Source organism: Thermococcus marinus, from assembly GCF_055389025.1.
In genome coordinates this window covers 987,527-1,010,361 of sequence record NZ_AP042417.1, presented here as the reverse complement: position 1 = coordinate 1,010,361, position 22,835 = coordinate 987,527, and the positions used below count along the sequence as shown (strand labels likewise).

The window sequence follows — 22,835 nt, the reverse complement described above, 5'->3', positions numbered from 1 at the left end:
GGTTCATGGGTTAAAACCCTTTGGGAGTGGGTGAAGAACCGCCATATGAGGCTTGGGGAAATCACGCGCTATAAGAGAAAGAGCGCGGATACCAAAAGGGCCACGAGGAAGTAGGGAATGGAATAGCGGTGGAAGTCCCTCACGCTGACCCCCGCTATCCTGAGGGCTATGAGATTAGCCATAGAACCCACAACTATGCCGCTTCCCCCTACGTTGACCCCCAGAGAGAGTGGAAGCCACTCCGGTTTGCTGGCCAAAAGGAGAACCGTCGCAGGGACGTTACTGAACAGCTGGCTCAAGACAGCGGAGACAAAGAAGAGTCCAACGCCCCCAGTTGGGAATTTTAAATCGGCGTTCCTCAGAAGGAAAGCGAGCTCGTTGAAATCAATGAATATGAAGGCAAAGGTCAAAACCAGCGCCCAGTCAAAACCCTTAAGCACTTCCCTACCCAACAACAGAAAAGCAAAGAGTGTGAAAATGAAAGCAAGCGGAGCCTTCCCGATCTCGGTCAGAAGTATGTCCGCGACCAAAGAGACAAGAGAAACCACGAGGAGAGTCTTTCTAAGGGCAACCGGCGGGATCCATTCAACCGAGAGCTTCCGGTTTTTTATGGTTATGGAGAACGCAAGGAGGATAACGAGCCAGAGGGACACGAAGGGAAACATCGAACGGACGAACTCCATGAACCCGAGGCCGTAGCTGTGCCATATTATGATGTTCTGGGGGTTGCCTATGGGGGTGAGGGCAGAGCCCACGTTGGCCGCGATGGCGGAGAGCGTTACTGCCCTCGCTGTGTCCACCCGAGCAATCTTAGATGTTGCAACGACGAGGGGGATGAAGACCAGCATGGCCGTGTCGTTCATGATAACCGCGGAGGAAAGAGAAATCACCAGGATGAAGAGCACCATGAGGCGTCTTTCCGAGTGGTTGGCGGCCCGTATCAGGTGGGGAGCGAGCCTTGAGAAGATACCGGACAGTTCAAGCCCCTTGGAGGCCATTATAAGTGCTGTTATGACCGAAAGGCTCTCCCAGTCTATAAGTTCGGGGGTTCTGCGTGGAAGGCCCGGGTCAACCACGGCCAGAGCTGGATAGAGTATTAGGAGAGCCGTGAGAAACCATTCGCGCCGGATGAAATTTTTAAAGCGTCCCGTAGCGCCTTACCTCCTCCGTCAGGCCGTAGTCAGGGATGAGCTCCTCCCCTTCGCGGGAGACGCGTACGTGGAGGATTATAAAGCTTTTCCATGCAACAGGAATTATCCAGCAGTCCTCAGGCTCCCTGAACTCGGCGGCATCGAGAACCCTCGCTTCTTTGAGCACTCTTTCAATGACCTCGCGAGCTTCTTTGGGATCTGTGGTCGCCGATCCGTGAGGCGGGGCACCTTTAGGGCGGGGCATCTTGGCCTTCCCGTTGTAGTGAATCCTATCTATGCCAAAATTCATGTAGAGGACGGGAACGTCAATGTGATCGGGGTGAGTTATCGGTTCTCCAGCTCGAAAGAAGGGAAGCGCTTCCCTGACGAGCTCCACCGCTTTTTTGCCGTCTTCAGGTTTCAGGGGCCTGTACTCAGCCCTAGGCCCTCCCCGGATCGGAGGAAATGGAGCAGTCATAGGATCACCCAATTATGTGTTAAGATTCAAAAGTTAAAAATCCTCCCTAGCGCGTTCTCTATCCCCTTCTTCTATCTCTGTAGGTTGGCCATTTCGTGACGATGCCCGTCATCTCTCGTCGAACATGCTGTAGTCGGAACCCTTTATTCCTACTAAATTCAGCCTCAAAACTGGTACATCATTATGTTGTGGAGGTCAAAAGTTAAAACGAGTTCAAAGCTTTCCGTCCTCATGCGTTTTTATTATCAGAACGGACTTCTTTAGCCCACCTCGGGCTCTCCGCTTGTCCCTTTGGAACACATGTTCACCTCAAAGAAACATTTTACCCTCTCCGCGAGCCTCAGGTAGAGGATTAGGAAGATTATCTGGAATATCGGTAGAGTCGCCGCAGGAATCGCTACGAGTGGCTGGAACGCGAGCGTGGCTATAGCTATCGCCGTTCCGTTGTTCTTCCCAACGCTAAGGAAGACTATTCCCATATGCTCCTCATAGCTGAGGCCAAGGGCTCTGTCCAGCCACGTTATTAGAGCGAGCATTAGGAGCATGTAAACCGTGTTCACAACGGCCAGCTCGACGAGGATGAACCACTTGCTCAGTAACAGCTGTGCCTTCATGAAGAATATCAAGCCAACGAGCAGGAGCATTGTTGTCATGGTAATTGAGCCAAAGAGGGGTTTTAGTTTTGAGAACCCTTTCTCGCCAAGTCTCCTTATGAGGAGCCTTCTCGTAAGGTCGCCGAGGAACATCGGCAGTATGAGAACTACAAAGACAGTCTTAAGGAGCAGGGAGAGCGGAACCGGGACGTTATAGGCACTTCCGAGTAGCTTTACCCAGAGTGGAAGCATTAGGGGTATTAACAGGAAGTTAACGCCCAATGCAACTGTGGCAACTTCGAGGTCTCCCCCAGCTAACCCCGTGTAGCCTATGCTCATCGAAGACCCCGGAACCAGCATGACGAGGAGGAAGCCGAGTGCAAGGTTTGGGTCGTGGATGAAGCCCTTAACGAGCAGGAAAGCTATGAGTGGAGTCAGCACGAAGTTGTAGACGAGGCTTAAGAGGACTGGCTTCGGTTCCTTCAGAACCTTTGGTATCCTCTCCAGGTTGAGGTTCACCATCATCGGGTATATCATGAGGAACACAAGAACCGTCGTCAGGTTGCTGAGTAGGGTTTTGTGAACCATTGCAAAGTCATGAAAAGCAAGCCCGAGGGCCCAACCTAAGCCTATGGCAATGAGTGAGTACCAGAGGAGGTTTTTCTTAAGGTTTTTAGCAAGTTTTTCAAACATGGGCATCATCCCTTTCATATTTTGTTTATTTCATATGAACATATTTTCGCATGAAATTTGTCATGACATTTAAAAACATTACTGGACAGGAATGGGTACAGGTATGGTGCGGAGCCAGAGGCAATTCCTTCTGGGATAACAGAAAGACAAAGGTTCAGGCGAGCCATAGAAGGCCCACCACCCTTCCGTCCTTCACGAGCTGGACTTTCGTCCCCCACTTCCCGTGCCAGTAGGCGCCGACTTCGAGTTCTCTCGGCTCGACGTCCTCCCAGAGCTCCCCGACTATCTCCCCGTCAACGAGGAGGGGGACGTGGAAGGTTCCGCAGCGGCAGTGCCACGCGGGCCCCTTCGTGGCCTTCTCGAGCAGTGCCTTCGCCCTTGCCCTAATCTCCTTGTAGCTCGGCTCGTTTCCCATCACGTAGCCAAACCTTCCAACCTTCCATTTCCATCCGGGAACACCGAACGGCATCCCAACCACCTCCTACTTTTTGCTCAAACAACGAAAGGGTCAAGGGGCAGGGGAGGGCCTTCTCGCCATGCGCCTTCCCATTCCGTACAGGAAGGCCAGGAAGCCGCCCACCACGACCCCTACGCTGAGTACGTGGAGCGTCTCGGGCACGTTCACCTCGAATATCTTCTTCACAATCTCAACGAGGGCCAGCGAGAGTATTGCCAGCATCGTGTAGCGGACGTAGAGTGGCTTTATCCTGTGCATCAGGAGCGAGCCCGTTATCCCGCCGAGGAAGCCAGCAGTCCCCACCGCCACGAGGGTTTCCATCGCTATGGGTATCTTCGGGAGCATGATAGTGTACGTCAGCAGGGTAACGCTCGAAACTCCGAGTGCAGTTGCCGCCGTGTTCGCCGAGACCTTCTTCGGATTTCTGGAGAAGTACGAGAAGGCTATGAGCGCTATTGGCGCCGCGTCCATGCCTATGAGTCCTGCGGTGAAGCCCTCGACTGCCCCGAGCGCGTAGATTTTCCAGCCGTCGCCGCCTTCCACCATTCCGCTGGAGAGCATGCGGTAGAGGGCGAAGAGCAGGAACAGCGCAAAGGCCACCAGCACGAGGACCCTCGGAATGTGGACGTTCACGTACGCCCCCAAAGGCACGAAGAGCGCCGCGGGGACGAAGACCCTCGCAACCGTCCTCCACTCTATGAGGCCCTTCTTCCAGTTCATCGCGGTTGCCACGGTCAGCTCCGCCGTGTTCTGCATCAGCCCGAGCAGCATGGCCGCGTGAACGCCCAGCCCCATGGCTATGTAGTTGGGTATGAGCACTCCAGCCGCTCCCATTCCAGCTATCGCGAACACGCTCGCGAGGATGTAGGTGAGTATCACCATCCCAAACATCCTCCATCACCTCCATCTTTTATCTCATCTTTCTCATTTTGTAATATCACAAAAGTCTTTATAAAGTTTTCTATAACATTCGAGCTAAACTCGCCCGAAAGCGGTAATTTTATAAAGATAGGGGAGCAATAATCAACGGTGGTGAAGGTGCCGAGGTGGATGATGGGTGACATGGCAGTTTTGAAGAACCTCATGATGACCCTCAAGCCCTTGATGGCCGAACCGAGGCGGAGCATCATAAGAATCCTGAGTGATGGTATAAAAGGGACAAACGAGATATACCAGGCCCTTCAGGAGAGGGGCCTCAACATGCCCCGCTCAACGCTCTACTACCACCTCTCTGCCCTCGAGGACATGGGGATAATCGAGATGGCAGGGTACAGAGAGGTGGGTGGTGGAGCGCCCGAGAAGCTCTGGAAGCTTAAGGTCAGGAAGGTCGGCATAGACCTCGTCACGGGGGAGATATTCAGGGAGTGAAAGTACCCTTTCTCCCAATTATCTCCTCTCTGCCCTTGCCCGCTTTCAAGTCTTCAATGAGCTTGAGGACCCTCCTCTTTATCTCGTCCCTCACCTCGCGGTACTTCTCTATCGGCTTCCTGTAAGGGTCTTCAAGCCCCCAGTCCCATGTCTTCTCAGGGGGAGCGTAGGGGCACCTGTCGCGACAGCCCATCGTTATGAGGACGTAAGCCCTATCACCATCCCGCTCACAATGCAGACATGCTTCATCTTCGCCATCGCCTACGGGTGTGCGTGGCTCTGGAAGCTCCCGCACAAGGTGGCCGCCCCGGCCTCGTCCATAGGAGCGAGCAACTTCTTCGAGCTCGCGGTAGCAGTTGCAATAGCGCTCTTCGGCTTGGAAAGCGGGGCCGCGCTGGCGACGGTTGTCGGTGTCCTCGAAGAGGTTCCTATAATGCTCAACATCGTATGGATTGCAAACAGGACGAGATACCTCCTTACGGCGGAGTTTGAAGCCGGAGGCGCCGTGCCGACGCTTTCTGAGGAGTGATGTCTCCCCACTTTTTCTTTTGAGGCAAAAACTTAATCATGAAGACACATTCATTAATTCCTAGGGGTGTGCCATGAGGGTTGAACTGCCTTCTCCGAGGCGTAAGGGCAAGATAAGTGTGGAAGAAGCCATAAACCTTAGGAGGAGCATTAGGAAGTACAAAGACGAGCCTCTAACACTTGAACAGGTCTCCCAGATACTCTGGGCCGCCTACGGGGTAAACGCCCACGGAAAGAGGACTTCTCCGAGTGCCGGCGCGTGCTACCCCTTCGAGGTCTACGTGGCAGTCTCGAACGTTGAAGGTCTTGAGCCCGGCCTCTACCACTACGACGGCGAGAGCCACACCCGTGAACTGGCACGCGAAGGGAACTTAAACGGCCCACTGGCGAAAGCCTGTCTCGACCAAGAGCACGTTGAGAGGGCGCCGATAAATATCATAATCGTCGCCCACTACGAGAGGACGACGAGGAGATACGGTGAAAGGGGCTATCGCTATGTCCACATAGACGCCGGCCACATGGGGCAGAACATCTACCTGCAGGTCACGGCCCTGAGACTGGGGACGGTTGCAGTGGGGGCCTTCAGGGACGAGGAAGTAAAAGAGATACTAGGTGTGCCGGGAGAACCACTGTACATCTTCCCGGTCGGGGTTCCGGTGGATTAAAGCTCGCTGGCCCCGTAAATTAGCCTGTCTTCCTCTTCTTTTACCAGTTTTGCCTCGTAGCGCCTTATCTCCCCGTTGGTATTTACCTCCATGACGACCTTCTTGGGGGACAGCTTCTCATCAGTGGTAAACTCCTTAACCTCCATCGCCTGGGTGAAGAAGTCGCCATTCCTCTCGAACTTGAAGACGAGCGTGTCCCCTTCGAGCTGGTAGCCCTTATAGACGGCCCCACCCATTCTAAAGGTCGCCCTGAGGGTGATGTACTTGTCGCTCTCCGTGGAGCCGAGGGCATAGATCCCTCCAGCGACCGCCAGCAGGATTAGGGCCAAAACCGCAAACACCCTCTTCATAGCGCCCACCAGTCTGTTATCGCTTTGAAAACATAAAAGGGTTGTGAACGCTTCAAACCCGTTTGAAGCTAACCCCGCGAGCTCTACGTTATAATTCTCTTACTCCCCAAAAAGCGAACAGAAAGCAAAAATCACTCTCCCTGCGGAATGAGAAGCGGCGGAAGCTTTGGAACCCTCTGGCCGAGCTCCTGGTCGAGCATGAAGAGAACCTGCGGGCTGTCCTTGGCGAACTTGAGCTTGTCGAGCACCTTCTTGACGCTGGCCTCCTCCTCGACCTGCTCGTTTATGAACCACTCAAGGAACGCCCTCGTCGCGTAGTCCTTCTCCTCTTCCGCAAGGGCCGCGAGCTCATTTATGGACTTGCTTATGAACTTCTCGTGCTCGTAGGCGGCCTCAAAGGCAGCTAGCGGAGACTCCCACTCCTTCGGGGGCTTCTGAATCTCCATCTTTCCGAAGGAAAGGGGATTAAGAGCCCTTTCCAAAACGCCTTGGGTGATAGCATGGAGTTCTTTGAAGTCCTAAGAAAGAGGAGGAGCATCAGGCGCTTCCAGGACAAGCCCGTGCCGGGGGAGCTCGTTGAAAAGCTCCTTGAGGCGGCGTTCCTCTCACCGAGTTCGTTCAACAAGAGGCCTTGGCACTTCATCGTAGTGGACGAGGGAGAAAAGCTCCTCGCCCTCTCAAAGGCAAAGCTCGGGGCCGCGGGGCTGGCGACGGCGCCCCTCGCGATAGTTGTAACTGCTGACGAGAGCAGGAGCGACGTCTGGGTTGAAGATGCCAGCATAGCGGCAGAGCACATGCAGCTCGCCGCCTTCGACCTCGGCCTCGAAGCCTTCTGGGTGCAGATACGGAACAGGATGCACGATGAGAGCAAGACCGCTGAGGACTACGTGAGAGAGCTCATTAAAATCCCGGAGAACTACCGCGTCCTCTGCATCATCAGGGGTCGGTTATCCGGCAGAGAATAAAGAACCGCACGGGGAAGAGGTCTTCGAGTGGGAGAAGGTCAGCTATAACGAGTTCGGGAGGAAGTTTAAGGAATAGGGCCACTTAAGGCCTTCAGCCTCTCAACTAGTTCCTTCACTCCTTCCTCCAGCCTCTTTCTTACCAAAACCTTGCTGAGAACAGGCTTCTTTCCGAGGATTTCTTCCATCTGCTCAAGACACTTTCCGGGCCTTCCCGCGCACGTGGAGAAAAAGGCGGCGTTCTTAATCTTCTCCCTGTTCTGGAGCAGGTAAGTCCTTATGGCAGGAGTCACGCGGCCGTTCCAGACCGGAGTGCCAATAACCACGAGGTCGTACTCGGAAGGGTCTTTCTGGAACTCTATCTCCGTGGTCTTGCCCTTCGTCGCGTCGTAGCCCGCTATGAGGAAGCCAAGAATCCCATTCCGGGGCTTTTTGTCTACGACTTCATCAACGTCCGCATTGAGGACCTTAGCTACTTCTTGGGCGACCCGTTTTGTCGTCCCGCTCCTTGAGTAAAAGACAACGAGCGTTTTCATGGGCATCACCATTAAACGCTACTAACAGATAACTCAAAGCTAAACTCTGGGAGAGTTCGTTATAAACTGCCTGGACTACTTCTTTCTCCTCGCCAGAACATCTGAGAGGAGCTCACCGTCAACGCCGACGTTTTCAGGCTCGTTCTCGTGGATTACCACGCTCACGTGGTGCACCTTGTAGACTTCCCTAACTACCTCGGTTATCCTCCTCACGAGCTCCCTCTTGGTCTCGGTATCTGCCTTTGGCCCCTCAATTATCACCGTCGACATGGGAACCACCAATATGGTGTTTGCTTCATACGTTAAAATCCTTGTGAACAAGCCTAGGCTTGGGTAGGAACAATATGTTATCCCAAACATATACAAGGAGGGGCTCTACGACCAGCTCATGAAGGACATAAACTTCAACTTCTGAGCTCTTTTGAGCTCTAATTTTTCTAAAACACACCTTAACCATTTTTCTTCAGCACCACGAACTCTTTGTAGTCCATAATCTTCTCAAAGCCTCTCCTGAGGTAGTAGGAGTACGCCTCAAGCTGGGGGAAGGTTATAACGTAAGGCTCTTTTCCAAGCTCCTTAAGGCGGTTGGCCGCAAACTCTAGGAGCCTTGAGCCGTAGCCTTTGCCCCTCTGGGAGGATTAACCATGAAGAACTCGATGAGGCCTGTCTTTTCGTTTGTAATCTCCTCTGGAACCCACCACACGTTCTTGCCTTCAAGGTTGTAGACCAGCGCCACTGTGCCGATTATTCTCCCGTTTTCGTCCCTGAGGACGTAGAGTTCATCGAACTCGTCTTTCAGCCTGAACTCAAGGAAGGGCTCGTAAACCCTCGTGAAGCCCTCAAAATCGTCCGGCGATGGCTTATTTTCTACCCACTCAAGTGCAGGGTAAGCGCCCCCAGTACCCCGATAGACCTTGAAGACAAATGCAAGTAGCTCTTCCTTAAGCGAGAGGGGATTTTTGACCTTTACAGTCTCCATATCAAACCCCAAGTTGTTTAGACACCTCCGTCTAAAAAGAGTTGCTGAGTGTCACTCGTATCTTCCAGAGAAGCAGCCTGAATCCTTTTGTGCTTATGCACAAAGCTTATATGTGGAAAAATTTTCAATCAAATCGGTGGTGCCGCATGAGAATAGCTGTTCCAGCCGTGGACGACAGGGGCCTGGAAAGCGAAGTGAGCGGACACTTCGGCAGGGCAAGGTATTTTGTCTTCGTGGACGTTGAAGACGGCAAAATAAAGGATTTCGAGGTCGTTGAGGTCCCCTTCGAGGAGCACGGACCTGGCGACCTTCCGAGGTTCGTCAAGGAGCACGGTGGGGAGGTCGTCCTCGCCTACGGGATGGGCCCCAAAGCGGTCTCCTTCTTCAACGAGCTCGGCATAGAGGTAGTTACTGGTGCCTACGGGAGAATCAGGGACGTCGTCGAGGCGTTCATTCACCAGGTCCTTGAGGTTGACCCCTACTGGAAGGAGAAGATAGAGCGCGAAAAGGAAAGGGAAGGAGGGAAAAAGCACAGCCATTGAGACGGTTTTCAACGATGGGTTCAGGAAACATTTAAATTTTTTCATATGATTTTTCCGTTCGGTGAAGCAGATGAAGGTGAGCGTAAAGGACTTCGCGCCGAGCTGGTTCGCGAGTGTCATGGGAACTGGGGCCTTAGCCCTGGCTAGCAAAGCTTATTCATCGAGGATTTCGGCCCTGGGTGGACTGGCTGAGTTCCTCGTTTACTTCAACACACTCCTGTTCTTCGTCCTCCTAATCCCCTGGCTCCTCAGGTGGGTGAAGCACACGGAAAACGCCCTGAAAGACCTCAAGCATCCTGTTGTGTGTCACTTCTACGGAACGATAGCCGTGGCCATGCTCGTCCTCTCGGCGGATTACCTCTTCATACTCAAGAAGACCACCATTGCGAAGGCGTTCTGGATTCCGGGAGCGGTTCTAACGATATTCTTCGCCCTGCTCATCCCCTACCTGATGTTCGTGGAGAAAGAGATAGACCTCAAGTCCGTTACCCCAGCGTGGTTCATTCCCCCGGTCGGCTTAATTGTGATCCCCATGAGCGGCGCGGCTTTGATATCGAGCTTCTCAGGAACTGCCAGGGAGGTTGCCTACGCGGTCAACTACTTCGCATGGGGAGCGGGCTTTTTCCTCTACCTCGGCCTCTTCGCGATAGTGTTTTTCCGCTTCATAAGGCACGAGCCGATGCCCTGCGGCATGGCCCCGGCGGTGTGGATAAACCTCGGTCCCATTGGAGCGGGAACCTCAACGCTCTACGCGCTCGTCAAGGCCAGCGACTTCCTGACGGTCAAGGAACCGTTCTTCGCCTTCGGTCTAATCCTCTGGGGCTTCGGTGTCTGGTGGCTGGCGATGGCCATCATAATGACCATCTACTACATCAGGAAGCTCAACCTGCCCTACAGTCTCGCCTGGTGGGCCTTCATCTTCCCGCTCGGGGCCTACGTGGGAGCCACCCACAACGTTGGCACGGCCTTTGGCATAGGGGTAATAGACGGCTTCGGCTTCGCCCTCTACTGGCTTTTGCTGGCGATATGGCTTGTAACGGGTTTAAAAACCGCAAAGCACGTGCTACTTGAGTGATTTTTTTCTTTTACCATTCTCCAAGAAGGCCCTTTATTATGAGCTCCGCCGCCTCGTCCTCGGTCAGGCCCTTGGCCATGAGCTGAATGAGCTGGGCCTCGTTTATCCTGCCTATCGAGGCCTCGTGCGTGAGCTCGGCCTTATCGTTCTTCACCCTCAGCAGGGGAACGGTCTGGACGTCGGCGTTGCCCTTAACGATTTCGTGGCACTCGACGTGGCTCTTCGCGTAGTCACCGAAGCCGTAGGCCTCGTTTATGACGTTTACCTTCGCCCTGTCGAAGGCTATGGCCGTGCTCCTCAGGTTCGCCCTCGAGTGGGCCCCCTCCAGATAGGCGACTTCCTTCATCTCAACACAATCATCTTTAACGGCCTTGACCTTCGTCTCAAGCTCAAGGATGGCCCTCTCACCGAGCCTCGCTACCATCTCAAGCTTCAGCTCCTTCGCTCTGTGTTTCGTCAGGGTGAACTTCCCCGTGTAGCGGGCGTTTTTGCCGACATCGACCTCTGTTTTACCAATCATTCTCACGCCCTCGCCGTGAACGTGCTCGTCGTCGTAGAGCACGCTCGAACCTTCCCCGATTTTTATCCTCGTTATTGCCTCGTGGGTAAAGTCCTTGGCGTAGGGAAAGATGCAGTGGGAGGTGAACCTGACCTTCGAGTTTTTGCCAACGTTTATGTCAAAGATAACCCTCTGGTAGCCCTCGCTCTTCAAATAGCCCGTGCAGAGGTGTATTGGGAATGGGAGCTCAACGCCCTCAGCTATTTTAACTTCAGCCCTAACCCCGTTCTCAATCTCCTCGCCCCTTATCTCAACCCCTGGGACGTTGTTGAGGCCGATGACCCTGTCCCCGCTGATGATTATCGCCGCTATCCTGTCCCCGAAAAGAGATGTATCGAGACCTTCCCGCTGGTAGGCCTCAACCAGCGCCTCGTATTCCTTCGTGAGGTCAACCTTTATCGCCATCCTCAGCCCTCCGCAAAGGAGCATCTCCTGCAGGTCTTCCGGTAGTAGTCGACAACCTCCTGCGAGAAGCCCTTTCTGACGATTCTCCCGCCACAGACGAAATATGCGAAGTCCGTCTTGAGCGCAATCCCCTCGTGGTGGGTGATGAGTATCACGGTGGTACCGCACCTCTGGAAGTAGTCGAGAACCCGCTCTATCAGCTCTCCGGCCGTTATGTCGAGGCCAGAGTCGGGTTCGTCGAGAATTGCATACCTCGGTTTCAGTAGGAGGAGCGACGCAAGCTCCACCCTCTTCCTCTCGCCACCGCTCAGATTTTTGTCCACAAAACGATGGGCGTAGAGTTCGTAGGGAAGGCCAACGAGCTCAAGGACTTCCCTTATCCCGTCCTCGCCAATTTTGAGCTTCCCGCCAAGGGTGAGGTAGTTCCTCACGGTTATCCCCTCGTATCGGGCCGGCTCCTGCCAGGCCATGCTTATTCCCCGCTTTGCCCTCTCCGTAACGCTCAGCCCTGTTACGTCCTCCCCATCGAGGAGAACCTGACCCGAGGTTGGTCTAAGCTCCCCCATCAAAATACGGGCTATCGTTGATTTCCCCGCGCCGTTTGGCCCGAGTATCGAGTAGCTCATTCCATCCCTGAAGGTCATGTTTATCGAGCGTAGTATTCTCCTGCCGTTTTGAGAGTATTCAACGTTCCTCAGGCAGAGCATTTCTATCAAGAAGCTTTCATGTGAAAATAATTTAAATTTTTCTGGACAACTTCGTCCAGAACTTTTAGTTGAAAACAATAACATATGAAAATTATTTTAAACCAATTTGGACAACTCCCTATGGAGGTGATAAAATGTCCGGAGGAGAAGCTCCCGTCATAGGGAAAGATGCCCTTGGAAGGCCAGTCAAAGACCTGAGCGTCATCCCCTGGTGGGGCGTTGACAGGAAGGATATAGAGTGGTACCCGAAGATAAACTACGACAGATGCGCGGGGTGTGGAATCTGCTTTATAACCTGTGGAAGACGCGTCTTCGACTGGGACAGGGAGAAAGGGAAGCCCGTCGTTGCGAGGCCCTACAACTGTATGGTCGGCTGTTCAACGTGCGCAACGCTCTGCCCCTGCGACGCGATAGAGTTCCCGCCGAAGGAGTATGTCAAAAAGCTCATCATCGAGAACAACATAATAAGAAAGGCCTTCGATATAACGAAGCCACTGAGGGAGAAAAAGGAGGAAAAGGTGGAGGGAACCGAGAGCGAGTTCAACCCATAGCCACGAGGAGCGTTTTCAGGGCTATCAGGTACATTATGACCCCTATCACCTTTTTTACCTGCTCCGAGCTCATCTTGAAGTGCATGAGATGAGTTCCCAGCCAGCCTCCCGCTATAGCTGGAATCGAAACCCAGAGGAGCAGTTCCCAGTCCAGCGTTCCCATCCCCCAGTAGGTCAGGAACCCGCTCAGCGATGAGAAGAACACGACCAGCGCGGTCGTTGCGGCGACTTTTTTCGGTTCGTAGCCGAGCATTATGAGGGCGGGGCTGATTATCCCGCCCCCGCCGACGCCGAGGAGGCCGCCGAGGAAGCCCGCTATCCCACCGATGAGAGAGCCCTCGACGATGTGATTGCCTTTCCTCTCCTTTCTCCCGGGTTTGAAGAAAATCATCATGGTGCCCGAATACAGCAGAAAAGCCACGAAAACCCAGAGGACGTAGGTCTTGGGAATAAATTTGCCCGTGTAGGCTCCAACAGGGGCCATCGCCGTTGCGACGATTAAAATCGGGAGCCCGAAGCGGTGGTCGAGCTTCCCGTGCTTTATGTTCTTGAGGGTGGCTGAAAACATGGAGAGCGTGTTTATGAAGAGACCAGTCGGTTTTGCCGTCATGAGAGGTATTCCAAGCCAGCCCATGACTGGGACTATTGCTATCGCTGAGCCGACACCTCCAATGGAGAAGATGATGCTCAGGATGAAGGCTATGAGTGCCAGCTCTGGGTAGTTCATTAGACTCACCTCATTTTCTTTTGCCACCCAAATGAAAGAAAAGCGGTTTATAAGCTTTTGTGTCCGGTGAATCCGACACATCAAATATTTTGGGACCAAAAATTTTTAAGCTATCCTAATTCTGGATTAGGAAAAAGAATGGAGGGATGTTCATATGGAGAGAGTTAGGAACTTCAACCCCGCATGGTTCGCGAGCGTCATGGGAACGGGTGCCGTGGCAATTGCCTCCTACAAGTACTCCTCATACTGGAGTCTCCTGAAGGAAGTGGGAATCGCCCTGACGTACCTGAACGTCGTCCTCTACATAGCTCTACTCGTCCCGTGGATTCTGAGGTGGATTCTGTACAGAAAGGACGCCTTGGAAGACCTCAGACACCCATCGAAGGGGCACTTCTACGGAACGAGTGGAGCGGCCACGATTGTTTTAGCGGCCCAGTTCTTGGCGGTACTGCACAATCAGACGGTGGCGTGGTACCTCTGGCTCTGGGGGCTTGTCCTGACGTTCATCTTCGCGTTCTGGATGTCCTACGAGGTTTTCATAGCGGGTGAAGTTGACCTCAGGCACCTCTCACCCGCCTGGTACATCCCGCCCGTTGCCCTCGTTATACTCCCCTTCGGGGCGGCCTTCACGAGAACGACAACGGGCTACACTCAGGAGTTCGTCACAATCGTTAACTACCTCGGCTGGGGCGCGGGTTTCTTCCTGTACCTCGTCCTCTATGCCGTCGTGACGCTCCGCTTCATAAGGCACGAGCTGATGCCACCGCAGATGGCCCCGCTCATATGGATGAACCTCGGACCCATCGGAGCCAGCATCACGGCCCTCTTTGCCCTCGTGAACAACTCGAGCATAGCGACCTCGAAGGACCCGCTCTTCATATTCGCCTTCTTCCTGTGGGGGCTCGGCTTCTGGTGGCTGATTATGGCGGTGGCCTTAACTCTCCACTACATCAGAAACATGAGCCTGCCCTATAGCCTCTCGTGGTGGGCCTTCATCTTCCCGCTCGGAGCCTTCACGAACGCAACAATGGACCTGGGAAGTGTCTTCGGGCTTGAGCTGATGAGGCTCTTCGGCTACTGCCTGCTTTGGTTACTGCTCGCCCTCTGGTCAGTGACGTTCGTAAAAACTTTAAAGATGAGCCTCACCCGTTCGTGAGGCACTCACTTTCCTCTTCTTCCAGACGGATTATGCGTTCGAGAACGCACTCAAGCTTTTTCAGGTCGCTGAGAACCGCCTCCAGCCTGCCTCTCATCTCGTCGTCACTCTTTTCAATCATGGACTCAACGATTTTTTCCAGAGGGCGGACCTCGCGTTCAAGCGTTTCCCTTGGCTGGTGGAGGAACTTCTCAAGGAACGCGGGAACCGCGGTGAAATACTTCGTCCTTCCCTCTCTCCTGCAGGTTACGAGGTATTCCCTGACGAGACGGCTTAGGGCGACGGATATCGAAGAGCGGCTCAAACCCGTTTCTTTCGCGAGCTCGGCTATCGTCATCGGCCTGTTAGAGAGCAGTAGGATTGCGTACACTTTTCCATCGGTCGCCGTGTAACCCCAGCGAACCATGATTCGCTCGACAATCTCTATGAACTTCCTGCGCTCCGTTCTAGCCTTCATGCTCATCCCCCTTTAAAAAATTGAAAAAGGGCTTATAAGTGTAAAGGCACGAAAGCAGAAAACTAAAAGGGCCCGGATTCATTCCTTGGCGGTTGCTATTATGATTCCTCCTATCAGGGCAATAATTGCACCTATCAGCCAGAAGCCACCGTCGAAGGGCATCGTTATCAGCGCTAAAATCACTACGCTCCATCCCACAAGGCTCTTGTTGCTCTTGTAGTAGTACGCCAGCCCCATCATTATCAGGCTGAGGATTATTTCCACCCAGCCGACCGTTGATGCGCTGCCGTAGTGCCAGCCGTAGAAGTTTCCCGTGGTTAAGACGGCTATTCCGTCTATCAATATCAAAAGGGCACCCAGCAGGGCGGTCCACATTCCAGTCTTCGCGGACGCCATGGCTTTCACCTCCAGGTTCTTCAACCGATGAATGGAATGACAAGTATTTAAATCTTTCAGTTATATTAAACATATCAGAAAAAATTAACATAAACTACAAATCATTTATATCGAAACCTTTAAACACATCTTGCCAAACCCATAATTGGAGGTAGTGGAGGTGAAGGCTCCGAAAACGATAAAAGAGCCGTTTCCAAAAGCTATGAATCCTTCAATAGATGTCGAAGAGGTTGAATCCGAAGAAAACGAAGGGAACTCGCTCACCACCGCGCTGAGGGCCTTCAAGCTCATCCTCGGGAATCCAATAGCGAGGGCACTCATAAGGCCGAGCCTCAAAAAGTACAAAATCAACGGACGTGAGCTCCCTGCTTTGTACTAGGCCCTCAGCATCTACGCGGGGGAGAGCATAAACGCGCCGATGATGGTTCGCTTCCAGGCGGACACGATAAAGCTCCTGCTCAAACTCGGCATAAAGCTCGCCCACGGCGACGAGGAGGCCGTTAAGGAGGCACTGCTGAGAGACCCGCACATAAGGCGCGGAATATGGGTCGTCCTCGAGGGTATAGCGAAGTATGGAGTAACCGTCCCCCAGCGCCTCGCGGGGCCGTTCCTCATCGTCTGGAACTTCACCAACATGTGCAACTTCCGCTGCCAGCACTGCTACCAGAGGGCGGATAAACCGCTACCGAGCGAGCTCAGCCTCGAAGAGAAGCTGAACCTCGTTGACCAGCTCGACAAAGCCGGTGTCGCGGCCGTGGCTTTGAGCGGCGGCGAGCCGACGATACACCCGCACTTCCTCAGAATCGTCAGGGAGCTGTCGAGCAGGGGGATACACACCTCGGTCGCCACGAACGGCTGGACTTTCGCTAGGAAGGAGGAGCTTGAGAAGGCAGTTAAGGCGGGAATAAAGTATGTTGAGGTCAGCGTTGATTCCGCAAAGCCCGAGAAGCACGATGAGTTTCGCGGGATTCCTGGCGCGTGGGAGCACGCGGTAAAAGCTTTAGAAAACGCCGTTGAACTTGGGATAAGCCACGGGATGGCCACGATAATGGACAGGGAAACCTATCAGGAGATAGACGACATACTCGACTTGGCGGAGAGCATAGGCGTCAAGCGCGTCATATTCTTCAACCTCGTGCCGACGGGAAGGGCAGAGGACATGGTCAAGGTGGACCTCTCGCCGGAGGAGCGCGAGGAGTTCATGAAGGAAGTCTACCGCCAGATGAAGAAGAGGAAGCTTGAGATACTCACAACGGCGCCGCAGTACGCGCGCGTTACCCTGCTCATGAGTCAGGGAAAGAGCGTCACGCCGGCGCACTTCTACATAGGCGAGAACAACGCCGTGAAAACTCTCGCAGAGTTCATAGGAGGATGTGGAGCCGGCAGGATTTACGCGGGGATAGAGCCCGACGGAAGCGTCGTTCCCTGCGTCTTCCTTCCTTTGCCAGTCGGGAACGTCAGGCACAGACCCTTCAAGGAGATATGGGAGAACAGCAGGATATTCAACATCCTCCGCGACAGGGACAGCTGGGAGGGCCAGTGCGGAAGGTGCCCCTACAAGTACATCTGCGGCGGCTGTCGTGCGAGGCCTACCACTACACGCTCTACTTGAAGGGCGACGACCCTGGCTGCATCATAAACAAACGCCTCTGGGAGGAAATAGTCAAACACGGCAAGCCAAAGGGGCTCACAGAGGTCAGCTGGGTCGATGAGAGTGTCGTCCTCCGCGAGCCGAGCCTCTACGTGCCGAGCTACTACAGGGCGGTTGAGGTTGCAGTTGAGAAGGGCCTTGGGGGGACTTACGATGGGCAGAAGGCTCATGCATAAAGCTTTAACCCGAACGGGAGAAATTTACTGTGAACAGGGCTCTTGACACCTTACTCTTCCCTCATTTCTTGGCTGATGTTCCAGTACAACCATATACCGTCCCAGCTGACAGACGAACCTCCACTACCTTTGGCCATTTAACAACCTTCAAGAGCGAGGATATGCAGAAGACTTTCTACCCTTTCGTGATGTCGTTGAGGAAACTCGTAGTCTCCTCTGGACAAATGAAAGATTTCCCCAATCATTCACCATCGGTTCCAAACCCCACCATTTTTAAGGTAGCACGCTAATTTTCATCGGTGATACCATGCACGAGTGGGCTCTCGCTGATGCCATAGTCAGGACAGTCCTCGACTACGCCCAGAAGGAGGGCGCTCAGAGGGTAAAGGCCGTTAAGGTCGTTCTCGGCGAGCTCCAGGACGTTGCCGAGGACATAGTGAAGTTCGCGATGGAGCAGATGTTCGCCGGAACGATTGCAGAGGGCGCTGAGATAATCTTCGAGGAGGAAGAGGCAGTCTTCAAGTGCCGCAACTGCGGGCACACCTGGAAGCTCAAGGAGGTCAAGGACCGCTTTGACGAGCGCATAAAGGAGGACATCCACTTCATTCCTGAGGTCGTTCACGCGTTTCTGGCATGCCCGAAGTGCGGGAGCCACGACTTTGAGGTCGTCCAGGGAAGGGGCGTTTACGTCGCGGGGATTATGATTGAGAAGGAGGGAGAGGCATGATTGACCCGCGCGAGATTGCTATAAGCGCAAGGCTTGAGAAGGTCAGGAGGATAATCCCCGTCGTCAGCGGAAAGGGAGGAGTTGGAAAATCGCTCGTCTCGACGACCCTCGCACTGGCCCTGGCCGAGAAGGGTTATAGGGTCGGCCTGCTCGACCTCGACTTTCACGGGGCAAGTGACCACGTGATTCTCGGCTTCGAGCCGAAGGAGTTCCCGGAGGAGGACAGGGGAGTAGTTCCGCCTACCGTTCACGGGATAAAGTTCATGAGCATCGCCTACTACACTGAGAACAGACCCACACCGCTCCGCGGGAAGGAAATCAGCGACGCCCTCATCGAGCTCCTGACGATAACGCGCTGGGACGAGCTTGACTACCTCGTCATCGATATGCCACCGGGACTCGGCGACCAGCTGTTAGATGTCCTCCGCTTCCTCAGGAGGGGGGAGTTCTTGGTCGTTGCAACTCCGTCAAAGCTCGCCCTCAACGTCGTGGAAAAGCTCATCCAGCTCCTTCTTGAGGAGAAGCACAAAGTCCTCGGCCTCGTTGAGAACATGATCCTCCGTTCGGAGCAAATGGACGAAGAAGAGGACGTTAGGAAGCTGGCCGAGCGCTACGGCGTGCCCTACCTCATCAGCATACCGTTCTATCCGGGCCTCGACGCGAAGATTGGCAACGTGGACGAGCTCATGAAGACGGAGTTCGCGGAGAAGATAAGGGAGCTTGCTGAGAAGCTGTGAGTTTTCTTTTCCATTCATTTCAGGGAGGCGAAATCCCTAAATATTTCTCCAAAGACTACACTTCAGGTGAGAACATGGAGGGTGTAACCTCTACCACGCTTCGCGAGTTCCTCGGCCCGAAACCTGAGCGGGAGCTTCTTCTGCTCGCGGCCATAGAACTGTACCGCGAGGGTAGGCTAAGCCTCGGGAAGGCCGCGGAATTCGCGGGCCTGAACCTAAGGGAATTCCTCTACGAGCTGAGAAAGAGGGACGTCCCAATAAACTACACGATGAAAGAGGCTGAGGCAGATATAAAGACCATAGAGGGTCTGGAATGAAGGTGGTATCGAACACGAGTCCCCCAATAGGGTTGTCCAACATCGGAAAGCTCGGGATTCTCCACGAAGTTTTTGGAAAGGTTTTCATTCCACCAGCTGTGCGCAGAGAGTTCGGGGGGGAGCTTCCGAAGTGGATAGAAGTCACGCCTCCGGAGAACCGACCCCTTGTCAGCGCCCTCTCGAAGCTTCTCGGAGCCGGTGAATCCGAGGCAATAGCCCTCGCAATTGACCTCGGGGCGGACTTTTTGATACTCGATGACCTTAAGGCTCGAAAAATCGCGAGGGAACTCGGAATCAACGTAATTGGAACGGCGGGCGTTCTACTGCTCGCAAAGAAGCGGGGTATTGTTGATGAAATAAAGCCACTTCTCACACTGCTTGTTGAGAAAGGGCTTAGAATCTCCGATGACGTCATACGGGTAATCCTCAAGGCGGCAGGAGAACTCAATGAGTGATAGCCAATCAAACTGTCAATGGGGGTGAAAACATGAACCTCGAAGAACTCTTCCAGAACGCGAAAAGAGTCGTTATCTGCGGAATCGGGAACGACATTAGGGGAGACGACGCCTTTGGAGTTCTAGTAGCGGAGAGGCTGAAGGAGTTGCTCGACAACCCCAACGTCCTCGTGCTGAACTGCGGGGAGGTTCCTGAGAACTGCACTGGAAAAATAGCGCGCTTTAATCCAGATCTAGTGGTTTTCGTAGATGCGGTGGACTTTGGTGGTGAAGTTGGAGAATACGTCATAGCCGACCCCGAGGGAACGCTCGGCGAAGCGGTCTCCACTCACGGCCTCCCCCTGAAGTTCGTCACCCAGTTCATGAAGACGATGGTCAAGGCGGAGTTCGTGCTCATAGGCTGTCAGCCAGGCTCGACAGGCCTCTTTCAGGAGCCGAGCGAACTCATAAAAAAGCGTGCGGAGAGGTTAGCGGAACTGCTGGCGGGGATTCTGGGAAAGGAAGGGGCAGGTTAACGATTGTCGGGTTGCCAATTTTCGAGTAGCAGGAAACATTAAAGTTATTTTTACTCTCTCCGCTTTACCTTTTTCTTTTGAGAGCATTGTCCTTTGGGGTGGGGATGCAGTAAACAACCCAACGGGCATTAAACAGTGGAAACCCTTTTAAGTCTTGCCAGCGTAATGGAGCCTCGATGAGGCCATCGTAAGGTAACCCGATGGGATGGAGGGGTTTCACGTTACCCTCCAGCATTGGAGGGCTGATGCCGGTAGGCGTCCTTCAAAAAACCGCCCCTGAGTGATTGGAAACTCTGAACGGTGGCCTCAAGCTATAACCCCAATCCGGGTTTGCCGGTAGGGGTAATGGACCCAAGACCGGGCCCGCGGGCTGAGCCGAAAGTGGCAACACGAGTAGGTAATGAACCCGCAAACCTCCCCGCCACTGGCGAGGAGTTAAGCCGAACTCTCCCCCTTCAAGGCAGGAAGGAGGTCAGCTCTTCCGCAGTTCCCCTTTTATCTTCAGGTACTCCTCCTGCTCAGCGGGAAGCTCTTGGCGGAGGCAAGGAAAGAGTTCACAAGCCTCACCTGCTGTTTGAAGACCTCATCGGGGTTCTCCTTCAGCCTCTTCACGTAAAGCCTGATGAATGCGAGCCTCTCCTCCAAATCGCGCTTAGAACGGAACTTCAACACCGAGCCTCCTCGCGTAGTCATTGAGCGCCCTCCGGTCAATTTTCTCTTTGAACAGCTCGTAGAGGAAGAAAGCATCTTCATGCCCATGGGTCTCACACCAAACTTTGGAGAGCATGATATTTAGCCCTTTTGTAGCCTCCCCAAATCCTCTCTCGTGTTCACGTTGAAGAAACTCTCGCGCCACTCCTCGGGGAGGGACTCTATCGGGAGGTAGCAGGGATTAACCTCGCGGATTGCCCTGTTGAGGGCGTAGTTTCCGGCTTTTATCTTCTCCTCAAGGACTTCGCAGAAGGCCCTGGAATAAGCGGCGTGGAGGGGCTCAAGGTAGCCGTTTTCCCACCTCGGCACGCAGGCGAGTTTTCCGCTCTTCCTGAATTCGGATATGATGAAATCAACGAACTCCGGGACTAGAAGGGGCATGTCCCCAGCAACTACAAAGGCGTCTCCAAGGCCCAACGCTGTGTAAACTCCCCCCATTGGGCCTATCAGCAGGTTATCAACGACCACATGGTAGCCCAGCTTCCTTAGCCTTTCCGCGTTGTTCTTTGACGCGATTAAAACTATCTCGTCCATCGTCTTGGCCATTTCAAGCTTCTCGATTGTGTAAAGAACCAGAGGCTTGCCGTTGATTTTGTAGAGTAGCTTATCGTCGCCGAAGCGTCTGCCCCTTCCACCCGCAAGGACTGCCCCGATCATCCAAACACCACCTTCGAGTAGTTAAGCACTGCTTCGATGTAGCTCTGGTAATCCATTGCCTGAACTGCAGCAGGGTTGAAGAACTTGTCTATTATCACCGGCGCCAGAACGCCGAGGACGATCACCAGGATTCCGAGGACTAAGTTCACAGCCACGAAGAGAGGAACATCGTGCCTCTCCGGTTCCTCGCCTTCATGCTTTTCGTGCTCGTGGTGGTGACCCTCTACGGGCTTTCCGCGCCAGAGGGTCACGAAGAGCCCGAAGTAAGCCCACGCGGCTATAGCGCTCGTTATTACCACCACCGAAGCAGCCAGTGGGTTCACCTGGAGGAGGGCGTTGAAAATCAGCATCTTGCTGAAGAAGACGTTGAGGGGTGGAACACCGATGAGGCTGAGCGTTGCTAGGGCGAAGAGCGCCGTTGTGAGCGGCATCTCCCTGCCGACTCCGGCGAGCTCGTCTATCTTCCTCGTTCCCGCATGGTGTATGAAGGCCCCCACTGAGAGGAAGAGCATACCCTTGGCGATTGCATGGTTGACTGTGTGATAGAGAACCGCCGTAAGCGCCAGCTGAGTCCCGACGCCCAGACCCATGATGAGGTATCCCATGTGGAGTATTGTTGAGTACGCCACCAGCCTCTTCACGTCCTTCTGCACCACCATCATTATTGAGGATAGCAGGGCCGAAGCGGCTCCGAGGGCTAGGAGAACTACCGAAAGAGTTTTCCAGAACGGGAGGCCATAGAAAACCGTGTAGAGATAGCGCGCGAGCAGATAGACCCCACCGCTGACGACGAGTCCGCTCAATAAAGCCGAAACTGGAGAAGGAGCCGCCGAGTGGGCGTAGGGAAGCCAGTAGTGGCCGGGGAAGATGGCGCTCTTGATCATCACCATTGCAAGGGTTAAGGCGAAGAAAATTCCCAGCGCAAGCGTCGGGTCGCCGAAGAGCTTGGTAGTTACCGGGAAGGAAATCCCGTGGAACTTGGCGCTTAAGTCGGCCATGTTGAGGGTCCCAAAGGAGGCGTAGATGAAGCCGAGGGCAAGGAAGTAGAGAGTAGTGGCCGTTGCACCGCTTATACCGTACTTGAAGGCACCTTCAACCGCCTCACTCCTGCTCCTGTAAAAGCCCACAAGGGCGTAGGCGCTCGCCCCCGTGACCTCGAGCATGACGAAGGTGTTGAAGGCATCTCCAGTCATGAACAGGCCGATGAGTCCTGCTTCAAGGCCGAGGAGGGAAGTATAGAAGAACTCAATGCCGTGGTCGTGCGAAAGATACTCGACGGCGTAAATTCCCGCCATGAGGAAAAGGAAGGCCGTTAAAAGAACCAGGATTGCCCCCATTAAATCAACTTCGAGGACTATGCCGATTGGGGCTATCCAGTTGCCCAAGGCATATACCAAGGGCCCATTTGAGGAGTAGACCTCATTGAACAGCCACAGGGCGGATATGAACGTCGCCAACAGGCCCACCAAGGAATAGGCTATTACAACGCCCCTTCTCCTGCCCGTTATGAAGGCTATGAAGGGAAGGAAGAACGCAAAGCCGAGTGGGATAATCGGGACTATTCCGACCTGCATG

The 22,835-nt window shown here is 53.9% G+C and carries 33 protein-coding genes and 3 pseudogenes; 16 read left to right on the top strand and 20 right to left on the bottom strand.

Going from position 1 to position 22,835, the window contains the following annotated elements:
* Positions 1 to 68 precede the first annotated feature (68 nt).
* From ACZ5ER_RS05595 to ACZ5ER_RS05575, 5 genes are all read right to left on the bottom strand, one after another.
* A complete protein-coding gene (locus ACZ5ER_RS05595; protein WP_464935015.1) occupies positions 69 to 1,076 on the bottom strand; it encodes an SLC13 family permease in 1,008 nt (335 codons plus the stop codon).
* Positions 1,077 to 1,137: 61 nt separating this feature from the next.
* A complete protein-coding gene (locus tag ACZ5ER_RS05590; protein WP_464935014.1) occupies positions 1,138 to 1,608 on the bottom strand; it encodes a hypothetical protein in 471 nt (156 codons plus the stop codon).
* Positions 1,609 to 1,868: 260 nt separating this feature from the next.
* Positions 1,869 to 2,900 carry an arsenic resistance protein gene (locus ACZ5ER_RS05585; protein WP_464935013.1) on the bottom strand — a complete coding sequence of 344 codons (1,032 nt, stop codon included), beginning with the start codon at positions 2,898 to 2,900 and terminating at the stop codon, positions 1,869 to 1,871.
* A 148-nt stretch (positions 2,901 to 3,048) separates the two neighbouring features.
* Positions 3,049 to 3,363, bottom strand: coding sequence for a hypothetical protein (locus ACZ5ER_RS05580; RefSeq protein ID WP_464935012.1), 315 nt, complete (start codon positions 3,361 to 3,363; stop codon positions 3,049 to 3,051).
* Positions 3,364 to 3,402: 39 nt separating this feature from the next.
* Positions 3,403 to 4,242 carry a sulfite exporter TauE/SafE family protein gene (locus ACZ5ER_RS05575; protein WP_464935011.1) on the bottom strand — a complete coding sequence of 280 codons (840 nt, stop codon included), beginning with the start codon at positions 4,240 to 4,242 and terminating at the stop codon, positions 3,403 to 3,405.
* A gap of 138 nt (positions 4,243 to 4,380) precedes the next feature.
* Here ACZ5ER_RS05575 and ACZ5ER_RS05570 point away from each other — a divergent pair, with 138 nt between their 5' ends.
* Positions 4,381 to 4,719 carry a helix-turn-helix domain-containing protein gene (locus ACZ5ER_RS05570; protein ID WP_227738670.1) on the top strand — a complete coding sequence of 113 codons (339 nt, stop codon included), beginning with the start codon at positions 4,381 to 4,383 and terminating at the stop codon, positions 4,717 to 4,719.
* On the opposite strand, the gene ACZ5ER_RS05565 is transcribed toward ACZ5ER_RS05570, so the two are convergent.
* Complete coding sequence (locus ACZ5ER_RS05565; RefSeq protein WP_227738669.1) at positions 4,709 to 4,912, bottom strand: low molecular weight phosphatase family protein; 204 nt, start codon at positions 4,910 to 4,912, stop codon at positions 4,709 to 4,711. The genes ACZ5ER_RS05570 and ACZ5ER_RS05565 overlap by 11 nt on opposite strands.
* A gap of 39 nt (positions 4,913 to 4,951) precedes the next feature.
* Between ACZ5ER_RS05565 and ACZ5ER_RS05560 the strand changes: the two genes are divergently transcribed.
* On the top strand, positions 4,952 to 5,248 hold the full coding sequence (locus ACZ5ER_RS05560) for an arsenic resistance protein (protein WP_464935010.1): 297 nt from the start codon (positions 4,952 to 4,954) through the stop codon (positions 5,246 to 5,248).
* Between the two features lie 73 nt (positions 5,249 to 5,321).
* Positions 5,322 to 5,912 carry a SagB/ThcOx family dehydrogenase gene (locus ACZ5ER_RS05555; protein ID WP_464935009.1) on the top strand — a complete coding sequence of 197 codons (591 nt, stop codon included), beginning with the start codon at positions 5,322 to 5,324 and terminating at the stop codon, positions 5,910 to 5,912.
* Here the strand turns inward: ACZ5ER_RS05555 and ACZ5ER_RS05550 are convergent.
* Positions 5,909 to 6,262: a hypothetical protein gene (locus tag ACZ5ER_RS05550; RefSeq protein ID WP_464935116.1), complete on the bottom strand. Its 354-nt coding sequence runs from the start codon at positions 6,260 to 6,262 to the stop codon at positions 5,909 to 5,911. The genes ACZ5ER_RS05555 and ACZ5ER_RS05550 overlap by 4 nt on opposite strands.
* Before the next feature lie 131 nt (positions 6,263 to 6,393).
* Positions 6,394 to 6,705 (bottom strand): annotated as a pseudogene (locus ACZ5ER_RS05545) (ferritin); the annotation flags it as partial.
* Between the two features lie 57 nt (positions 6,706 to 6,762).
* Between ACZ5ER_RS05545 and ACZ5ER_RS05540 the strand changes: the two are divergent.
* Positions 6,763 to 7,303, top strand: a pseudogene (locus ACZ5ER_RS05540) (nitroreductase family protein).
* Here the strand turns inward: ACZ5ER_RS05540 and ACZ5ER_RS05535 are convergent.
* From ACZ5ER_RS05535 to ACZ5ER_RS05525, 3 genes and pseudogenes are all read right to left on the bottom strand, one after another.
* Entirely contained in the window at positions 7,293 to 7,760 is a 468-nt protein-coding gene (locus ACZ5ER_RS05535; protein ID WP_050002945.1) for a flavodoxin family protein, read from the bottom strand. The pseudogene ACZ5ER_RS05540 and the gene ACZ5ER_RS05535 sit on opposite strands and share 11 nt — an antisense overlap.
* A gap of 75 nt (positions 7,761 to 7,835) precedes the next feature.
* The gene (gene dmpI / locus ACZ5ER_RS05530) at positions 7,836 to 8,030 is read right to left on the bottom strand and encodes a 4-oxalocrotonate tautomerase DmpI (protein WP_464935115.1); all 195 of its coding nucleotides are present in this window, start codon (positions 8,028 to 8,030) and stop codon (positions 7,836 to 7,838) included.
* Positions 8,031 to 8,209: 179 nt separating this feature from the next.
* A pseudogene (locus ACZ5ER_RS05525) lies at positions 8,210 to 8,739 on the bottom strand (GNAT family N-acetyltransferase).
* A gap of 146 nt (positions 8,740 to 8,885) precedes the next feature.
* Here ACZ5ER_RS05525 and ACZ5ER_RS05520 point away from each other — a divergent pair.
* Positions 8,886 to 9,281, top strand: coding sequence for a NifB/NifX family molybdenum-iron cluster-binding protein (locus ACZ5ER_RS05520; RefSeq protein WP_464935008.1), 396 nt, complete (start codon positions 8,886 to 8,888; stop codon positions 9,279 to 9,281).
* Between the two features lie 70 nt (positions 9,282 to 9,351).
* Complete coding sequence (locus ACZ5ER_RS05515) at positions 9,352 to 10,356, top strand: TDT family transporter (protein ID WP_464935114.1); 1,005 nt, start codon at positions 9,352 to 9,354, stop codon at positions 10,354 to 10,356.
* 10 nt (positions 10,357 to 10,366) lie between these two features.
* On the opposite strand, the gene ACZ5ER_RS05510 is transcribed toward ACZ5ER_RS05515, so the two are convergent.
* Positions 10,367 to 11,344 carry a SufB/SufD family protein gene (locus tag ACZ5ER_RS05510; protein ID WP_394297630.1) on the bottom strand — a complete coding sequence of 326 codons (978 nt, stop codon included), beginning with the start codon at positions 11,342 to 11,344 and terminating at the stop codon, positions 10,367 to 10,369.
* The gene (locus ACZ5ER_RS05505) at positions 11,323 to 12,027 is read right to left on the bottom strand and encodes an ATP-binding cassette domain-containing protein (RefSeq protein ID WP_464935113.1); all 705 of its coding nucleotides are present in this window, start codon (positions 12,025 to 12,027) and stop codon (positions 11,323 to 11,325) included. The genes ACZ5ER_RS05510 and ACZ5ER_RS05505 overlap by 22 nt, the downstream gene beginning before the upstream one ends.
* 134 nt (positions 12,028 to 12,161) lie before the next feature.
* Between ACZ5ER_RS05505 and ACZ5ER_RS05500 the strand changes: the two genes are divergently transcribed.
* The gene (locus tag ACZ5ER_RS05500) at positions 12,162 to 12,578 is read left to right on the top strand and encodes a 4Fe-4S dicluster domain-containing protein (protein WP_050002938.1); all 417 of its coding nucleotides are present in this window, start codon (positions 12,162 to 12,164) and stop codon (positions 12,576 to 12,578) included.
* On the opposite strand, the gene ACZ5ER_RS05495 is transcribed toward ACZ5ER_RS05500, so the two are convergent.
* Positions 12,568 to 13,305 carry a sulfite exporter TauE/SafE family protein gene (locus ACZ5ER_RS05495; protein ID WP_464935007.1) on the bottom strand — a complete coding sequence of 246 codons (738 nt, stop codon included), beginning with the start codon at positions 13,303 to 13,305 and terminating at the stop codon, positions 12,568 to 12,570. The genes ACZ5ER_RS05500 and ACZ5ER_RS05495 overlap by 11 nt on opposite strands.
* 154 nt (positions 13,306 to 13,459) lie before the next feature.
* On the opposite strand from ACZ5ER_RS05495, the gene ACZ5ER_RS05490 reads away from it, so the two are divergent.
* Entirely contained in the window at positions 13,460 to 14,461 is a 1,002-nt protein-coding gene (locus ACZ5ER_RS05490; protein WP_464935006.1) for a TDT family transporter, read from the top strand.
* On the opposite strand, the gene ACZ5ER_RS05485 is transcribed toward ACZ5ER_RS05490, so the two are convergent.
* Both ACZ5ER_RS05485 and ACZ5ER_RS05480 read right to left on the bottom strand, forming a co-directional pair.
* Positions 14,448 to 14,918, bottom strand: a complete 471-nt coding sequence (locus ACZ5ER_RS05485; protein ID WP_050002935.1) for a GbsR/MarR family transcriptional regulator — start codon at positions 14,916 to 14,918, stop codon at positions 14,448 to 14,450. The genes ACZ5ER_RS05490 and ACZ5ER_RS05485 overlap by 14 nt on opposite strands.
* A 78-nt stretch (positions 14,919 to 14,996) precedes the next feature.
* Positions 14,997 to 15,314 (bottom strand): hypothetical protein, encoded by a 318-nt coding sequence (locus ACZ5ER_RS05480; protein WP_050002934.1) that lies wholly within the window; start codon positions 15,312 to 15,314, stop codon positions 14,997 to 14,999.
* Between the two features lie 145 nt (positions 15,315 to 15,459).
* Here ACZ5ER_RS05480 and ACZ5ER_RS05475 point away from each other — a divergent pair, with 145 nt between their 5' ends.
* The 8 genes from ACZ5ER_RS05475 to ACZ5ER_RS05440 all read left to right on the top strand — a co-directional run bounded on the left by ACZ5ER_RS05475 (position 15,460) and on the right by ACZ5ER_RS05440 (position 19,892).
* Positions 15,460 to 15,693 (top strand): hypothetical protein, encoded by a 234-nt coding sequence (locus ACZ5ER_RS05475; protein ID WP_227738665.1) that lies wholly within the window; start codon positions 15,460 to 15,462, stop codon positions 15,691 to 15,693.
* Positions 15,694 to 15,732: 39 nt separating this feature from the next.
* Positions 15,733 to 16,926 carry a radical SAM/SPASM domain-containing protein gene (locus ACZ5ER_RS05470; RefSeq protein WP_227738664.1) on the top strand — a complete coding sequence of 398 codons (1,194 nt, stop codon included), beginning with the start codon at positions 15,733 to 15,735 and terminating at the stop codon, positions 16,924 to 16,926.
* Positions 16,863 to 17,141: a hypothetical protein gene (locus tag ACZ5ER_RS05465; protein WP_227738663.1), complete on the top strand. Its 279-nt coding sequence runs from the start codon at positions 16,863 to 16,865 to the stop codon at positions 17,139 to 17,141. The genes ACZ5ER_RS05470 and ACZ5ER_RS05465 overlap by 64 nt, the downstream gene beginning before the upstream one ends.
* Positions 17,142 to 17,448: 307 nt before the next feature.
* The gene (gene hypA, locus ACZ5ER_RS05460) at positions 17,449 to 17,868 is read left to right on the top strand and encodes a hydrogenase nickel incorporation protein HypA (RefSeq protein WP_464935005.1); all 420 of its coding nucleotides are present in this window, start codon (positions 17,449 to 17,451) and stop codon (positions 17,866 to 17,868) included.
* The gene (locus ACZ5ER_RS05455) at positions 17,865 to 18,605 is read left to right on the top strand and encodes an Mrp/NBP35 family ATP-binding protein (protein WP_464935004.1); all 741 of its coding nucleotides are present in this window, start codon (positions 17,865 to 17,867) and stop codon (positions 18,603 to 18,605) included. The genes hypA and ACZ5ER_RS05455 overlap by 4 nt, the downstream gene beginning before the upstream one ends.
* Before the next feature lie 74 nt (positions 18,606 to 18,679).
* The gene (locus ACZ5ER_RS05450; RefSeq protein ID WP_050002931.1) at positions 18,680 to 18,922 is read left to right on the top strand and encodes a UPF0175 family protein; all 243 of its coding nucleotides are present in this window, start codon (positions 18,680 to 18,682) and stop codon (positions 18,920 to 18,922) included.
* The gene (locus ACZ5ER_RS05445) at positions 18,919 to 19,377 is read left to right on the top strand and encodes a PIN domain-containing protein (protein WP_464935003.1); all 459 of its coding nucleotides are present in this window, start codon (positions 18,919 to 18,921) and stop codon (positions 19,375 to 19,377) included. Before ACZ5ER_RS05450 ends, ACZ5ER_RS05445 begins: the two co-directional genes overlap by 4 nt.
* A 32-nt stretch (positions 19,378 to 19,409) precedes the next feature.
* On the top strand, positions 19,410 to 19,892 hold the full coding sequence (locus tag ACZ5ER_RS05440) for a hydrogenase 3 maturation endopeptidase HyCI (RefSeq protein ID WP_464935002.1): 483 nt from the start codon (positions 19,410 to 19,412) through the stop codon (positions 19,890 to 19,892).
* Between the two features lie 501 nt (positions 19,893 to 20,393).
* Here the strand turns inward: ACZ5ER_RS05440 and ACZ5ER_RS05435 are convergent.
* Genes ACZ5ER_RS05435 through ACZ5ER_RS05420 form a run of 4 tightly spaced genes read right to left on the bottom strand, consistent with a single transcriptional unit; the run spans position 20,394 to position 22,834 of the window.
* Positions 20,394 to 20,561, bottom strand: coding sequence for a hypothetical protein (locus ACZ5ER_RS05435; protein WP_162473103.1), 168 nt, complete (start codon positions 20,559 to 20,561; stop codon positions 20,394 to 20,396).
* Positions 20,545 to 20,679, bottom strand: coding sequence for a hypothetical protein (locus ACZ5ER_RS05430; protein ID WP_265100821.1), 135 nt, complete (start codon positions 20,677 to 20,679; stop codon positions 20,545 to 20,547). Before ACZ5ER_RS05430 ends, ACZ5ER_RS05435 begins: the two co-directional genes overlap by 17 nt.
* Positions 20,680 to 20,684: 5 nt before the next feature.
* A complete protein-coding gene (mobA, locus tag ACZ5ER_RS05425; protein WP_464935001.1) occupies positions 20,685 to 21,260 on the bottom strand; it encodes a molybdenum cofactor guanylyltransferase MobA in 576 nt (191 codons plus the stop codon).
* Entirely contained in the window at positions 21,257 to 22,834 is a 1,578-nt protein-coding gene (locus ACZ5ER_RS05420) for a proton-conducting transporter transmembrane domain-containing protein (protein ID WP_464935000.1), read from the bottom strand. The genes mobA and ACZ5ER_RS05420 overlap by 4 nt, the downstream gene beginning before the upstream one ends.
* Position 22,835: the final 1 nt, after the last annotated feature.

Bases quoted from the DNA above. Each gene is read 5' to 3' on its own strand.
- ACZ5ER_RS05555 (WP_464935009.1), top strand. From the start codon at position 5,322: ATGAGGGTTGAACTGCCTTCTCCGAGGCGTAAGGGCAAGATAAGTGTG.
- ACZ5ER_RS05535 (WP_050002945.1), bottom strand. From the start codon at position 7,760: ATGAAAACGCTCGTTGTCTTTTACTCAAGGAGCGGGACGACAAAACGG.
- ACZ5ER_RS05580 (WP_464935012.1), bottom strand. From the start codon at position 3,363: ATGCCGTTCGGTGTTCCCGGATGGAAATGGAAGGTTGGAAGGTTTGGC.
- hypA (WP_464935005.1), top strand. From the start codon at position 17,449: ATGCACGAGTGGGCTCTCGCTGATGCCATAGTCAGGACAGTCCTCGAC.
- ACZ5ER_RS05575 (WP_464935011.1), bottom strand. From the start codon at position 4,242: ATGTTTGGGATGGTGATACTCACCTACATCCTCGCGAGCGTGTTCGCG.
- ACZ5ER_RS05480 (WP_050002934.1), bottom strand. From the start codon at position 15,314: ATGGCGTCCGCGAAGACTGGAATGTGGACCGCCCTGCTGGGTGCCCTT.
- ACZ5ER_RS05560 (WP_464935010.1), top strand. From the start codon at position 4,952: ATGCAGACATGCTTCATCTTCGCCATCGCCTACGGGTGTGCGTGGCTC.
- ACZ5ER_RS05455 (WP_464935004.1), top strand. From the start codon at position 17,865: ATGATTGACCCGCGCGAGATTGCTATAAGCGCAAGGCTTGAGAAGGTC.
- ACZ5ER_RS05490 (WP_464935006.1), top strand. From the start codon at position 13,460: ATGGAGAGAGTTAGGAACTTCAACCCCGCATGGTTCGCGAGCGTCATG.
- ACZ5ER_RS05430 (WP_265100821.1), bottom strand. From the start codon at position 20,679: ATGCTCTCCAAAGTTTGGTGTGAGACCCATGGGCATGAAGATGCTTTC.
- ACZ5ER_RS05505 (WP_464935113.1), bottom strand. From the start codon at position 12,027: ATGCTCTGCCTGAGGAACGTTGAATACTCTCAAAACGGCAGGAGAATA.
- mobA (WP_464935001.1), bottom strand. From the start codon at position 21,260: ATGATCGGGGCAGTCCTTGCGGGTGGAAGGGGCAGACGCTTCGGCGAC.
- ACZ5ER_RS05470 (WP_227738664.1), top strand. From the start codon at position 15,733: ATGATGGTTCGCTTCCAGGCGGACACGATAAAGCTCCTGCTCAAACTC.
- ACZ5ER_RS05565 (WP_227738669.1), bottom strand. From the start codon at position 4,912: ATGGGCTGTCGCGACAGGTGCCCCTACGCTCCCCCTGAGAAGACATGG.
- ACZ5ER_RS05440 (WP_464935002.1), top strand. From the start codon at position 19,410: ATGAACCTCGAAGAACTCTTCCAGAACGCGAAAAGAGTCGTTATCTGC.
- dmpI (WP_464935115.1), bottom strand. From the start codon at position 8,030: ATGTCGACGGTGATAATTGAGGGGCCAAAGGCAGATACCGAGACCAAG.
- ACZ5ER_RS05520 (WP_464935008.1), top strand. From the start codon at position 8,886: ATGAGAATAGCTGTTCCAGCCGTGGACGACAGGGGCCTGGAAAGCGAA.
- ACZ5ER_RS05495 (WP_464935007.1), bottom strand. From the start codon at position 13,305: ATGAACTACCCAGAGCTGGCACTCATAGCCTTCATCCTGAGCATCATC.
- ACZ5ER_RS05515 (WP_464935114.1), top strand. From the start codon at position 9,352: ATGAAGGTGAGCGTAAAGGACTTCGCGCCGAGCTGGTTCGCGAGTGTC.
- ACZ5ER_RS05445 (WP_464935003.1), top strand. From the start codon at position 18,919: ATGAAGGTGGTATCGAACACGAGTCCCCCAATAGGGTTGTCCAACATC.
- ACZ5ER_RS05485 (WP_050002935.1), bottom strand. From the start codon at position 14,918: ATGAAGGCTAGAACGGAGCGCAGGAAGTTCATAGAGATTGTCGAGCGA.
- ACZ5ER_RS05500 (WP_050002938.1), top strand. From the start codon at position 12,162: ATGTCCGGAGGAGAAGCTCCCGTCATAGGGAAAGATGCCCTTGGAAGG.
- ACZ5ER_RS05550 (WP_464935116.1), bottom strand. From the start codon at position 6,262: ATGAAGAGGGTGTTTGCGGTTTTGGCCCTAATCCTGCTGGCGGTCGCT.
- ACZ5ER_RS05590 (WP_464935014.1), bottom strand. From the start codon at position 1,608: ATGACTGCTCCATTTCCTCCGATCCGGGGAGGGCCTAGGGCTGAGTAC.
- ACZ5ER_RS05420 (WP_464935000.1), bottom strand. From the start codon at position 22,834: ATGCAGGTCGGAATAGTCCCGATTATCCCACTCGGCTTTGCGTTCTTC.
- ACZ5ER_RS05510 (WP_394297630.1), bottom strand. From the start codon at position 11,344: ATGCTCCTTTGCGGAGGGCTGAGGATGGCGATAAAGGTTGACCTCACG.
- ACZ5ER_RS05450 (WP_050002931.1), top strand. From the start codon at position 18,680: ATGGAGGGTGTAACCTCTACCACGCTTCGCGAGTTCCTCGGCCCGAAA.
- ACZ5ER_RS05585 (WP_464935013.1), bottom strand. From the start codon at position 2,900: ATGCCCATGTTTGAAAAACTTGCTAAAAACCTTAAGAAAAACCTCCTC.